Genomic DNA, 12,826 nt, shown 5'->3' with positions numbered 1-12,826 from the left:
GTCCAATTAATCAAATTGGGCGGTTTTTTAGTCTATATTCACAAACATTGTTAACCTTAATTTGACCAATAATAAAAGGTTTTGTAATAAATTGCTATTACTTATGAAATTGAAAATACTTACATATTGTAGTTTTGCAATATTGCTTCTTTCCCTTTCTTGTTCCAACGACGCAGATGATGAGATTAAAGATGAACCTAAGTATGAAACTTTTGATGGTTCCTTGGGCAAGGTTGAATATTTTCATAGAAGCAAAGTGCAAGATGCGTATATCTTAGTGAACAATGCGCAAACCAACAAAGCCATCTTAATGGATAAAAATGCGGAATTGGTCCATGACTTTCCTTTAAATGACAAAAGAATTGGCAACGATGTTTTCCTTATGGACGATGGTCAAATTCTTGCCAACCTTGAATCTGAAGACCCAAAAATTGAAATTGGTGGTTTCGGGGGTATCCTACAAATCCTTGATCACAATGGCACTGTAAACTGGAATTTCGAGTACTCTTCCGATGATTACATTTTACACCATGACGCTGAAATGCTTCCCAATGGAAATATATTAGCCCAAGTATGGGAGCGTAAAACAGCAGAGGAAGCTCAAAATCTGGGCTACAAACTGGACATCGATGTTTTTCCTGATGCCATAATCGAAATCAATCCCTCAAATAATGAAATTGTTTGGGAATGGCATGCATGGGATCATCTTATCCAGAATGTAGATGACACTAAAGAAAATTACGGTATTATCTCAGATAATCCCCAAAAAATAAATATCAACTATGTTTCCAATGAAGCTGGGGACATTATGCATGGTAACGGAATAGCTTATGATCCTGTAAAAGATGTAATATTCCTTAGTATTAATTTTTACAGTGAAATATGGGTGATTGATCATAGTACCACATCTGCCCAGGCATCGTCAAGCACCGGTGGCAATTATGGTAAAGGAGGTGATTTAATCTATCGATTTGGCAACCCTTCTGCTTATGACAATCCTAGCGGAGAACGACTTTTCTATAATAATCACTATCCAAACCTTTTAAAAGGGAACGATTTAGGGAAAATACTAGTGTTCTCAAATGGTGGTGACCTGAATCAATCCACGGTATATGAGTTGCAGTTACCAGAAAATTATAGTTTACAAACAAATCAAGATAATGAACCCAAAGTGGTTTGGAGCTTTACAGATCCAGAACTATATTCCCCAAAAGTATCCGGTGCTGTAAGATTACCCAACGGAAATACCATGATTACTGAAGGGGATTTCGGAATTTGGGAAGTTACACCAGAAGGAGATGTTGTTTGGAAGTATAGCAATCCAGGGTTTTATTGGAGAGCTTACCATTATGACAAAACTTCAGGAGCATTAAAAAATTTAAATCTTTAAGTTAAAAAACATTGGCAACATTTAAGCCATTAACAACAATTCACAGTAACATTATAAACATGAAAAAAACCGTTTTTTTATTTTTTTGTTTCGCCACCTATTTAGGCTATGCCCAATCTGATGCCTCTTCTGGCAATATTGCGGGATTAAACAGCGGAAGTAACACTCAAGCTTCAGGATTAATACTTGCTAGTAGTTTAAGCTCAACACGCCCTAATGCGGCAAGACCTAGTTTTGATAATATAACAGGTTCTGCATACATAAGCGATTCTTTTCAGCCGTCAAAACTATATTATGGTGATGAGTTCATGAAGAATATTTTTTATAGATATAACGCCTATAATGAAGAGATTGAAATTAAGGAAAGTCCCACTATAGCCACACAAAATGTCTCATCCTTAAACAAAGACAAGAAAATTGCCATCATGGTGAATAACCGCAGAATGAGTTTCAAAACTTTTGTTACATCGGAGAAGAAAACGCTCAATGGTTATCTTACACAATTATCTGATGGCAATAAATATGATCTTTACAAAAGAACACATATTATATTTTCTCCTGGAAGAGTTTCTACAAACTCATTCGTCAAAGCCGTACCTAGTAGGTTTACAAAATTTACCGAGTATTATTTTCAGAAAGATGGAGTAAATAGAATTGACGAGATAACCACAAACAACAGAACGTTTTTAAAATTACTTGATAGCCCAGTTAGAAGTAAAATAAAAGCATTCTTAAAAGAAAACAAGCTTAGTGTAAAAAAGGAAGCGGATTTACACAAAATCTTTGTGGAACTCAATAATAATTAATTACCAAAAACCATACTAAAAGCCATTTGAAATATTCAAGTGGCTTTTATTTTATAGGCCATAATGCAAAGTAATACTCAAATCTATGGAATTCGTGCTGTGCTTGAAGCAATTAACGCCGAACAGCCCATAAATAAAATATTCCTTCAGAAAGGATTGGGCGGCGAACTTTTCAAAGAGTTGGAAACAGCCATTAGAAAAAATGGTTTAAGTTGTTCGTACGTACCAATTGAAAAGTTGAACAGGTTGACCAAAAACAACCATCAAGGAGCGGTAGCCAATATTTCCCCAGTGCCGTTTCATAGTTTTGAAAGTTTAGTAGAGCAGGTACTTGAAAAAGACAAAGCGCCCTTTTTTCTACTTTTGGATCAAGTTTCCGATGTCCGAAATTTTGGAGCAATCATTAGGACCGCAGAGTGTTGTGGCGTAGATGGAATTATTGTTCCAAAGAGTGGTGCAGCACCCATTACAGATGATACGGTAAAAACTTCGGCCGGTGCAGCGTTTAAGATTCCCATTGCAAAAGTTGATCATTTGAAAGATGCTATTTTTTACCTACAGTCATCGGACATTAAAATTATTGCAGCTACGGAAAAGTCTCAAACAGCAATCTATGGCATAAATTTCAACCAACCCTGTGCTATTGTCATGGGAGCCGAAGACAAGGGTATTTCCCCTTCCATCCTCAATCTAGTAGATTATAAAGCAAAACTTCCGTTATTGGGAGAAATAGGCTCTTTAAATGTCTCCGTAGCTTGTGGAGTATTTCTTTACGAAGTGGTGCGTCAGCGGATAGGTTAAACACTATTTATCTTCTTCTTTTTTATAGTGATATGTGATTTTGATGTTTTTATCTCCTTCTTCAACCAGATGATTGTTTTCAATAAAATTTCCGTCCTCATCAAAATGTTTTAAAAAAGCATCTTCTTCTTCATCGTAATCTTCCTTCTCCCATTCATATTTTTTTTCATTGGGCACTCTAACCTTTATCATCAATGCCAACAAAAATCCCGTCAAGAAACCAGAAAGATGTCCTTCCCAAGATATCCCCTCCTCTATGGGGAAGATATACCATATCATACTGCCATAAATAAAAACAACGATCAAAGAAAGGGCTATCAACCTAAAATGCTTGGCAAAAACTCCTTTAAAGAAAATGAAGCTGGCCAAAACGTAAATTATTCCACTGGCACCGATATGGTATGATGGCCTACCTATCACCCATGTCAATAATCCCGAAACAATGAGCCCAAGAAACAATGTTCTCCAAGCTACCTGCCTGTAGAAATAAAAGAGAAAGCCCGTTAAAACAGCTAATGGAATAGTGTTATTGTACAAATGCTCCACAGATCCATGAATAAATGGACTAAATAGAACACCTCTTATCCCAGAGAGTCTTCTGGGGTAAATACCATAATCATTAAAATTAACTCCAAATTGAACTTCAATCCAAAAAACCGTCCAAATAGAAAGTACCGCCAGCAATGGAACAAGCAACATTCCATAGGAAAACTTAAAATGATCGTTTTCTGTCATGTTAATTTATATGGCAATTATCCAGCCAGTAGGATGAATTTACACAAATTGTCATGTTTATCCAGCTTTGCTTACAAAAATTAAGTCTATCAAATTGAAACTTACATCCTTTAAAATTATCTTATTTTTATCTTCATGAATGAGCCTCTAGCGGAACGGATTCGTCCTAAAACTCTTGAAGATTATATAAGCCAGAACCATTTAGTTGGTGAGCAAGGCTCCTTGACCCATCAAATAAAAAAGGGGATTATTCCATCTTTGATCTTATGGGGGCCACCAGGAACAGGCAAGACCACTTTGGCGAATATTATTGCCAATGAAAGTCAAAGACCGTTTTATACCCTTAGTGCTATAAGCAGCGGTGTTAAAGATGTAAGAGAGGTAATTGAAAAAGCCAAACAAAGTGGTGGTCTTTTTACAGCCAAAAACCCAATTCTATTTATTGATGAAATACACCGTTTTAGTAAATCGCAGCAAGATTCTTTGTTAGGAGCAGTAGAAAAAGGGTGGGTTACCCTAATTGGTGCCACTACCGAAAACCCCAGTTTTGAGGTTATTCCGGCACTTTTATCAAGATGCCAAGTATATGTATTGAATCCCTTCAACAAAGGCGATTTGGAAAACCTTTTAAATAGGGCAATACTTACTGATGATTTCTTAAAGTCAAAAAAAATAATCTTAAAGGAAACTGAGGCGCTATTACGACTTTCTGGAGGTGATGGCAGAAAACTCCTTAATATTTTTGAACTCATCATTAACTCAGAAAATCTTGAAGAGGTCACAATAACCAATGATTTGGTCCTAAGTAAAGTTCAGAAGAACACAGTGCTTTATGATAAGACAGGAGAGCAGCATTATGATATTATTTCTGCTTTTATCAAATCTATAAGAGGAAGTGATCCCAACGCTGCGGTATACTGGTTAGCTCGTATGATCGAAGGTGGCGAAGATGTAAAATTCATAGCACGGAGAATGGTCATTTTGGCCTCTGAAGATATTGGTAACGCCAATCCAACGGCTTTAGTTATGGCCAACACCTCTTTTCAGGCGGTAAATACCATAGGATATCCCGAAGCTCGTATAATTCTAAGTCAGTGTGCTACCTATTTGGCTAGTTCTCCTAAAAGTAACGCTAGTTATGTGGCCATCAAAAATGCGCAACAAAAAGTAAAGGAAACTGGAGATTTGTCCGTACCAATTCCAATCAGAAATGCCCCAACTAAACTGATGAAAGATCTAGGATATGGCAAAGGCTACAATTATGCCCATGACCATGAAAACAACTTTGTAGATTTTGAATTTTTACCTGAAGAACTTTCCGGAACAACTTTTTACAAACCTGGTAACAACCCTAGGGAAAAGGCTATGGGGGAATTTCTTAAAAATAGATGGAAGGATAAATATAAGTTTTAGAACTTAATATTAAGCTCTTCTAACTTTTTCTCGCCATTTTCGGTGTATTCCAAAAACCATTTATCCTCTTTTTTGAAAACAACTCCATTTTTTCCTTTAAAATCCACAAGGAAGATGTTTTCTACCGAGGTTTCCACTATTTTCAGTACAACTTTAGGGGTACTATCTACCAATTGGTATCCATTTTCAATAGGTTGAGCATACAACAAACGGGAAACAACGGATTCTTTCCCTACATTTTCTGCTCTTTGTATGGATGAGGGTACTGGTTTTACACTTTTGAAGGTTTGATTTTCAGTAGTGGCCTCTTGTACCACAATTTTTTCAGATTTTTCTTGATCCAATGATTTTACATCATCTTTAAAGCTGACTGTTATTGGCTGTTCTTGCCCTACTTCTTTAACCTCTTCTTTTTTAGGGACATATTTATAATCTAATCCTTTAATAGAAACAAAAGCTTCATTAATGGCTTCTCTATATGCGCCCTTATATTCTTTTATTTTACTTTTACCTTCTGTGGTCCTAAAAATCTCAATTGACTGACAATCCTTCAATATCAAAGCCGTTTTTGTACTAAAAAGCGAAGAAGTATCCTCAAGGTTAACCAAAAGTCCTAAACACCTATTGTTAATTAAATCATCTGGCAAAGCATCTTCATAGACAGCAGTAAAACCATTCTGGTTAAAAAGGTGTTTTACCATTGTACTGGTCTGGTGTCTGTTTTCAGTTTTAAATGCATCAAACTTCTTTGGAACTATAATATACTTATAATCATTAAGTTGACTACTCATAGTATAGCTCAAACCAATGGTAAATATCAAAGAAAATATCAATTTAAGTCTCATGTGGATAGATAATCAATTATCGTTCCAAGATATGATATTAAATCCAAACTGTAAAGAAGCATAATGACTGTCCGCAATATTTTTATATCCCAAAAGATTATCTCCCAAGATATAGAAGTTGACAGGGCCAGCTTGGAAATTAAGCCCTAAACCAATATTTGTAAGCGAATATTTATCTATAGTATATGTTGTTTTTAAGGACATTGCCCTTCCCAATCTTTTTTGATAAAAACCAGTCAAAGCGGCTTGTATACCCCTTGGTCTTTTCATAAAGAAAAGTTGGCCTCCCACACTATTCCTATAAAAATCACTGTTTTGCCCTCCATCTATATTAATTGGGCAAGCACAGTCTTCATTAGAAGATCCGCCCTGTCCAAAATCATATCGGATAGAGCCATATGCCTTTACCGGGCGGAATGAGATATAACCGGATTCGTTCTCTTCATATGGTAGGGATTCCTCAATTTCATCTATCAAATCTTGCCATAGGTCATTTCCCAAATCATTAATATCTTCCGGTAAGATTATGGTCAAACCCTCATTTGTGACACTCCCCTTCAATGTATAATTTTTCACATCTTTAGAGTTATAGATAAAACCAACATCCAATATGCTTCCTGTTATAGTTGTCTGTGGATTCAACTGATAGGTAAATCCAGCATCAAGACCCAATCCTAAATTACCCCCCAGCAGTACTCTTTTAGTAAATAAGCTGGTTATATCCTTTTGTGTTGTACCTGTATCTTCTTCCAAAATATCCGCAATACCCTCAACTCCTGAAGTCCTAAGCTCCATATCTGCCACAATTGTGTTGGTATAGATGTTGTCCTGACCTTGGGTTGTACTAAAAGATCCAGAATTCCCTGTAGATTCAAACTGAAAAATGCTAGAGTATATTTTTGCCCTGGCCCCTACCGTAAGTGTATTGCTTACTTTCCTATTTATTCCAAAATGGAACACATTGACCATTTCTCCCCTAACACTAAGGTCACCTAAATTGAAACTTCTTCCAATATTATCTCCACCATTCCCTTCAAATGCCAAAATAGCTAAATCTTTTGGCCAATAGGTAATGATATCCGTTTCTCCATACATTCCAAAGGAGTAATAGTCATCAGGTCTGTTCCTGCCCCTAAAACCCACATTAAACCCTTCTATCTGACTAGTAGTACTAAAATCATCCTTTCTGCTCATTGCATCCAACAAGCGCTCTCTGACTTTTGTAGTAAAGTCAATTCCATCATCGGCAAAAAGGTCATTCACAGTGACTCCACTTGTTCCTGCCTGAAAAGCCAATCCTGAAATCAATGGTACTCCTGCATGCCATTTCTGCAAGGTCTTAACTCCTGGGTTTACAGATAGTGATTGTGGAATTTCATTAAAATCATATAGCAATTGTTTGTTTTGGGACCATAGTGAAGCAACCCCAAAAAACGTGGCAAACAAAAATAATTGACCTATCCTCATTTTAATCGAAATAAAAATTCAGCGGCCGAGCGCATTATTACCTTGGGTTCTGATGCAGAAGAAACACTAGTTGCATCACTCAAATTGTTTCCTATGATCCTTAAACTGTTGGTGTTTGTTAAAATATCGAGGCTTTTACCTCCAGGACCATAAGTTGTTTCTGTAATTTGGGCATTTGTAGTTCCCGGTTCAATGTCGAAAGATTCCGTATCCAGCACATTTCCACCTTCGTCCATAAACTCAACAGTGATATTCAATCTTTTACTAGTAGTATTCTCAAACTCATAGATAATTTTTCCTTCTAACACTCGTTTAGCAACATATTGTTCACTGAAAGCTTCAAAAGCTATGGTCTTTGAATAAAATAATCCAAATGCGCTCAATGTATTAATGAACGCTTCATCTGATTCTAGATAGAGAATACTGGAAGCAATGGTAGGTGTGACACTTAAATCATCAAACTGGCTAAAATCCTGTTTTTCAGAACAGGACCAAAGCATTATAAAAACCAAAGCCTGCGATAGGAGGTTAAAAAGCAATTTTTTCATAGGTTCACAAAGCATTTTGTATTACAACAAATGAGGCTGGCTTTACCCTATTATAACTCTATAAAATGCTTTTTATTTCAATAAGACTGTCTATGATCGTACAAAATTCATGTGGTGATTCTTTATGGGCATTAAAGTGAAGTGTATGAAGCCCTGCCGATTTAGCACCAATAATATCTGCTTCAAGGCTATCACCAATCATCAATGAGTTTTGTGGAGCCACATTGGCTTTATTCAATGCCAGTTCAAAAATATAGGGGTGTGGTTTTTTTACTCCTGCTATTTCAGAATCAATTATCTGGTCAAAATATCCATGAATATTTGAACCTTTAAGTTTTTTCTCTTGGATCTCTTGAAATCCATTGGTAATGATATGTAGTTTATATTTTGGGGCGAGGTATTCCAAAACCTCAACGGTATGATCCATTAGATGGGTAAAAGATGATAAATGCTCAATATACTCATCTGCCAAAACATTTATTAATTTATCCGAAACTGTTGTCCCAATAGCATCAAAGGTACGTCTCAATCTTTGAAAACGAAGTTCGGCCTTATCAATCTTATTTTCCCTATATAGTTTCCAGAACTCTAGATTTATAGGCATATAGACTTCCAAAAAATCTTTGAGAACAACATTTATCTGATTGTCCTTTAATATTTTATCAAAAGTGAGTTCAGAGTTTCTATCAAAATCCCAGAGTGTATGGTCCAAATCAAAGAAAATATCTGAAATCTGCCCGTTAAACATAGTACCGCTTTAAAAATGATTGGTATAGTTCCATCCAGTTAACTTTATGGTCACTTCCCAACAATTCATTAGAAAAAACTGTAATCAAAGTACCATTTACCTGTTTCACCTGTCTATAGACTCTATCCATGACCTCAAAAACTTCATTCCTATTTTTATAGTCCAACAAGGCATAATCATGAACTGCAAAAGGATGGACCTTTAGGGGTTGCCTCACCTCCATATTTATATCATAAAAATGAAATGGTGTACAAGTGCCAGCTCTAAACCCAATTTCATGGGTGTATCCCATTGAAAAATCATCGGTGAATTCTGTTTCAATAAGATTACGGTAGGTACTAGGAACATTAACCCGGTTATATCGAAGCCTAGAATTGTTTATTGGCCTATTGATCAAGTTGCCCAACAATTTCTTTTCTTCTTTTAAAACCGCTTTATTTGTTGAAGACAAAAAGGAAGTGCTCAGAGAAACTATACTATAATCAGCAACGGATTTTATGAGATATCCAAACTTATTATTGTTTGGAGAAACGTTCTTGTCATGCGCAGAGTACTTGGCGAACTGAAAGAAAAACATGCTCTTTATCGGAAATTTTTTATGAATTTCTATCAATTGGTAAAAATTATCATAAGGGTCCTTTTTAATTCCTAGCAGTACAGAGATTCGCTTCACCATACTCTTAAACTTGAAATTTCCCAACTCCAAAAAGAAACCTCCCAAACTTCGTGCAAATCCACGCAAAGCATAACAGTGTGAAGTGGTAACATTTACTATAGATGTGAAGGAATAGTTTTTTTTGACATCTTGTATGTCCGGGAAACGCTCCTTTAATGCCAATAACAACTTATATGCCCATAGATCTACAACAGGAAGATCCAAAAAATTGTTTTGGTAAGCTATGCTTTCTTTGGCAGGAAATCTGCCCACACTATCTTTTACATGCGGAAGATATTCTTCATACCTGCTCAAAAGAAAAAAGCTAGCAGAAAAAATATCATAGGGTATTGAGCTTTTTTCACCACACGAAAAAAAACAAGGAACACCATCCCAGTCCAAGACCTTAATATCAAGATCATTGATGCCCTGTTCAAACAAAAGGTCGTTGCTCCTGATAAAAAATTCATTTTGCAATGGTTGCTTAGAATAAGTCATTTTTGGGCCTGTATGCCTAATAAAATCCTCAACCTTGGTCGTAAAAGAAATTTCAATACCCAAAATCTTTTCAAAAAGCTGCCTAGCCGTATAGGTCAGCCTATTTGTAATCTTATGGGTAAATATCAGTAACATTTCTTGGTTTTAGCTAAAGTATTCCCTTGTCGGCAAAACTCATATAATTGTGCTGGGTCAATATTAAATGATCCAGTACTTTAATATCCAAAGCTTCTCCTGCTTTTTGTAATTTTCTAGTAATATGTTTATCGGCAGCACTGGGCTTCATAGCGCCAGATGGATGATTGTGGGCCAAAATAATTCCTACCGCCCCAAGCTCCAGAGCTTGTTTCATGACCAACCTTACATCTACCAGAGTACCCGTTATGCCTCCTTTGCTCAGTTGTGATTTATGGATCACTTTGTTGGAATTGTTCAGGTAAACTATCCAAAACTCTTCATGTTCCAATTCGCCCATAAGCGGATACAGCAGTTCAAACCCATCTTTACTGCTGGATATTTTAGATATTTTTCCCACATCTTCCCCTCTTCTTCGTCTGCCTACCTCAAGGGCAGCAGCAATTGATACTGCTTTAGCTTCTCCAATACCTTTAAACTGCATTAATTGGGCAATGGATAGTTTGCCAAGTTCATTTAAGTTATGATTGACAGATGCAAGAATACGCTTGGATAGTTCCACCGCACTTTCTTTCCTATTACCTGACCCAATTAAAATAGCTACCAACTCTGCGTCAGAAAGCACAGAACGTCCTTTCTGCACCAATTTTTCTCTTGGTTTATCGTCATCTGCCCAATTCTTTATAGAAAAGGAAACCACTTTTTCTTGCATGGCCTAAATATAGGAGAATAAAATTATGTAAATTTCATTTCCAATTTATTCATTGAATGAAATCACTTTTTGAAACTGAAACACATTACGAAGTTTTGACCCGTATTGAAGGTTTAAATGAATCTTCCAAAGGTTTATGGGGCAAGATGGAAGTAGGCCAAATGCTCCACCACTGTCAATTCCCCTTAAGTCTGGCTTTAGGCAGGTATGAAATGAAAAAACCAAGCCTTATCATGAAACTGTTGTTCAAAAGTTTTAAGAAAGGTATGTACGATAATAAACCATGGAAGCCAAATATGCCCACCGCAAAACCTTTTAAAGTTTTGGATAGGAAGAATTTTGAGCCAGAAAAAGAAACTTTAGTCGATCTCATTAATGATTTTCACCAAGAAAAAAATAGAAAAACTTGGGAGCCTCATCCAGCCTTTGGAGTTTTTACCCATGAACAATGGGGGCAAATGCAGTACAAACATTTAGACCATCATTTGAGGCAATTTGGGGTTTGATCTAGATTAAATGAACAGCAACATCATACAGATTCTGTACAAACACTTTTGAAAGTACAACAAAAAGAAATTCAACAATTAGATTTCGGCTACGCTCAATCTAAAAAACCATCCGACCACCCTTTCTAGAACATTTTAATGGAATAACTCCTTCACGCTATCAAAATCTAACCCTCCATAATTCCCAGAGCTCATTAATAATAGTGCGGAATTATCAAAATCCTTTGCAAAAAGGTATTCTTGAAAAGCTGTTGGTTCAGTAAAAATTTGAGCATCCTCTCTTTTCAATGCTTCCGCAATCTGTTTTTCCGTCACCTCATCCAATTGTTTGATCTTAACCGCATCTGGAGAATAGAACACCACCGCTTCGTCTGCTGCATTCAGCGCTCCATCATATTCCTTTAGGAATTCTGCATTTAGGCTACTATAGGTATGCAATTCTAGGCAAGCTATCAATTTCCTATCGGGATACTGCTCTTTAACAGCTTCGGCAGTTGCTTTCACCTTACTTGGTGAATGGGCAAAATCTTTAAACGCAACTTTGTTTGTTCCTTCCGCAATCTTTTCCAATCGTTTTGAAGCACCTTTAAAAGTAGCAATTGCTTCATAAAAATCAGCTTCGTCGACGCCCATATTTTGGCAAATCCATTTAGCCCCAGCCAAATTGTTCAAATTGTGCTTACCAAAAACTTCAATAGGCATTTCTCCTTCTGGTGTATCCAACAAGGTAATACCATTTTCAACACGATGGTCAGGGGTAGAATATGGAAACTTACGGATGGCATTCTCCGAAGCTTCCACAACTTTTTTCACTTCTATATCCTCCTCATTATAAGTAATGGAACCTCCGCGAACAATTCCATCTACAAAAACCTGGAACTGTTCCACATAATTTTCAAACGTGGGAAAAACATTGATGTGGTCCCATGCTATACCGCTCATAAGAGCAATATTAGGCTGGTATAGATGAAATTTAGGCCTCCTATCAATTGGTGATGAAAGATATTCATCTCCTTCCAAAACAATAAAATCATTTTCTTCTGTGAGATGTACCATTCGGTCAAAACCTTCCAACTGAGCACCGACCATATAATCTACGGCAATGTCATGATATGCCAAAACATGAAGAATCATAGAGGTAATAGTCGTTTTCCCATGGCTACCTCCAATAACCACTCTTGTTTTGTATTTGGACTGCTCGTACAAAAACTCCGGGTAGGAATAGATTTTCAATCCTAGTTCCTGTGCTCTGAGCAATTCAGGATTATCAGGTTTTGCATGCATACCCAAGATCACAGCATCCAAATCGGTATGAATTTTTTCAGGAAACCAGCCAAATTCCACGGGAAGTAGACCTTTGGTTTCCAATCTACCCTTGGAGGGTTCAAAAATAACATCATCACTTCCCGTAATGGCATATCCTTTATGTTCTAAGGCCAAAGCCAAGTTGTGCATCGCACTTCCACCTATGGCTATAAAATGGATTTTCATCAAAAAAATAACTTTGGGATAAAGATAACCATAGACCACAAACTTCTAGCATAGAATTTCCCCATATGTAGACAGC

Annotated in this window: 13 protein-coding genes; 5 read left to right on the top strand and 8 right to left on the bottom strand. The window is 36.6% G+C overall.

From position 1 onward, the window contains the following. Positions 1 to 103 precede the first annotated feature (103 nt). The 3 genes from CRO15_RS16805 to rlmB all read left to right on the top strand — a co-directional run bounded on the left by CRO15_RS16805 (position 104) and on the right by rlmB (position 2,997). Positions 104 to 1,390, top strand: coding sequence for an aryl-sulfate sulfotransferase (locus CRO15_RS16805; RefSeq protein WP_097047020.1), 1,287 nt, complete (start codon positions 104 to 106; stop codon positions 1,388 to 1,390). 59 nt (positions 1,391 to 1,449) lie between these two features. Further along, on the top strand, positions 1,450 to 2,196 hold the full coding sequence (locus tag CRO15_RS16800; RefSeq protein WP_097047019.1) for a hypothetical protein: 747 nt from the start codon (positions 1,450 to 1,452) through the stop codon (positions 2,194 to 2,196). A 63-nt stretch (positions 2,197 to 2,259) separates the two neighbouring features. After that, positions 2,260 to 2,997, top strand: coding sequence for a 23S rRNA (guanosine(2251)-2'-O)-methyltransferase RlmB (gene rlmB, locus CRO15_RS16795; protein ID WP_097047018.1), 738 nt, complete (start codon positions 2,260 to 2,262; stop codon positions 2,995 to 2,997). Between the two features lie 3 nt (positions 2,998 to 3,000). Here rlmB and CRO15_RS16790 read toward each other — a convergent pair whose 3' ends face one another. After that, the gene (locus tag CRO15_RS16790; RefSeq protein ID WP_097047017.1) at positions 3,001 to 3,732 is read right to left on the bottom strand and encodes a rhomboid family intramembrane serine protease; all 732 of its coding nucleotides are present in this window, start codon (positions 3,730 to 3,732) and stop codon (positions 3,001 to 3,003) included. 135 nt (positions 3,733 to 3,867) lie between these two features. Here CRO15_RS16790 and CRO15_RS16785 point away from each other — a divergent pair, with 135 nt between their 5' ends. Next, the gene (locus CRO15_RS16785; protein ID WP_097047016.1) at positions 3,868 to 5,145 is read left to right on the top strand and encodes a replication-associated recombination protein A; all 1,278 of its coding nucleotides are present in this window, start codon (positions 3,868 to 3,870) and stop codon (positions 5,143 to 5,145) included. On the opposite strand, the gene CRO15_RS16780 is transcribed toward CRO15_RS16785, so the two are convergent. The 6 genes from CRO15_RS16780 to radC all read right to left on the bottom strand — a co-directional run bounded on the left by CRO15_RS16780 (position 5,142) and on the right by radC (position 10,753). Beyond that, on the bottom strand, positions 5,142 to 5,936 hold the full coding sequence (locus CRO15_RS16780) for a hypothetical protein (RefSeq protein WP_133067269.1): 795 nt from the start codon (positions 5,934 to 5,936) through the stop codon (positions 5,142 to 5,144). The two genes, CRO15_RS16785 and CRO15_RS16780, sit on opposite strands and share 4 nt — an antisense overlap. A 66-nt stretch (positions 5,937 to 6,002) precedes the next feature. Beyond that, the gene (locus CRO15_RS16775) at positions 6,003 to 7,457 is read right to left on the bottom strand and encodes a DUF5723 family protein (protein WP_097047014.1); all 1,455 of its coding nucleotides are present in this window, start codon (positions 7,455 to 7,457) and stop codon (positions 6,003 to 6,005) included. After that, complete coding sequence (locus CRO15_RS16770) at positions 7,454 to 8,005, bottom strand: hypothetical protein (RefSeq protein WP_097047013.1); 552 nt, start codon at positions 8,003 to 8,005, stop codon at positions 7,454 to 7,456. Before CRO15_RS16770 ends, CRO15_RS16775 begins: the two co-directional genes overlap by 4 nt. A gap of 58 nt (positions 8,006 to 8,063) precedes the next feature. Next, the gene (locus CRO15_RS16765; RefSeq protein WP_097047012.1) at positions 8,064 to 8,753 is read right to left on the bottom strand and encodes a YjjG family noncanonical pyrimidine nucleotidase; all 690 of its coding nucleotides are present in this window, start codon (positions 8,751 to 8,753) and stop codon (positions 8,064 to 8,066) included. After that, positions 8,746 to 10,041, bottom strand: coding sequence for a polysaccharide deacetylase family protein (locus CRO15_RS16760; RefSeq protein WP_097047011.1), 1,296 nt, complete (start codon positions 10,039 to 10,041; stop codon positions 8,746 to 8,748). Before CRO15_RS16760 ends, CRO15_RS16765 begins: the two co-directional genes overlap by 8 nt. 13 nt (positions 10,042 to 10,054) lie before the next feature. Beyond that, the gene (gene radC, locus CRO15_RS16755; protein ID WP_097047010.1) at positions 10,055 to 10,753 is read right to left on the bottom strand and encodes a RadC family protein; all 699 of its coding nucleotides are present in this window, start codon (positions 10,751 to 10,753) and stop codon (positions 10,055 to 10,057) included. 56 nt (positions 10,754 to 10,809) lie between these two features. Here radC and CRO15_RS16750 point away from each other — a divergent pair, with 56 nt between their 5' ends. Next, positions 10,810 to 11,259, top strand: a complete 450-nt coding sequence (locus CRO15_RS16750) for a DUF1569 domain-containing protein (RefSeq protein WP_097047009.1) — start codon at positions 10,810 to 10,812, stop codon at positions 11,257 to 11,259. A gap of 135 nt (positions 11,260 to 11,394) precedes the next feature. Here the strand turns inward: CRO15_RS16750 and CRO15_RS16745 are convergent, their stop codons facing one another. Beyond that, on the bottom strand, positions 11,395 to 12,750 hold the full coding sequence (locus CRO15_RS16745) for a UDP-N-acetylmuramate--L-alanine ligase (RefSeq protein WP_097047008.1): 1,356 nt from the start codon (positions 12,748 to 12,750) through the stop codon (positions 11,395 to 11,397). Positions 12,751 to 12,826: the final 76 nt, after the last annotated feature.

It is taken from the genome of Flagellimonas pacifica (genome assembly GCF_900215465.1).
Classification (GTDB): domain Bacteria; phylum Bacteroidota; class Bacteroidia; order Flavobacteriales; family Flavobacteriaceae; genus Flagellimonas; species Flagellimonas pacifica.
This window is presented reverse-complemented; position numbering and strand designations above follow the sequence as displayed.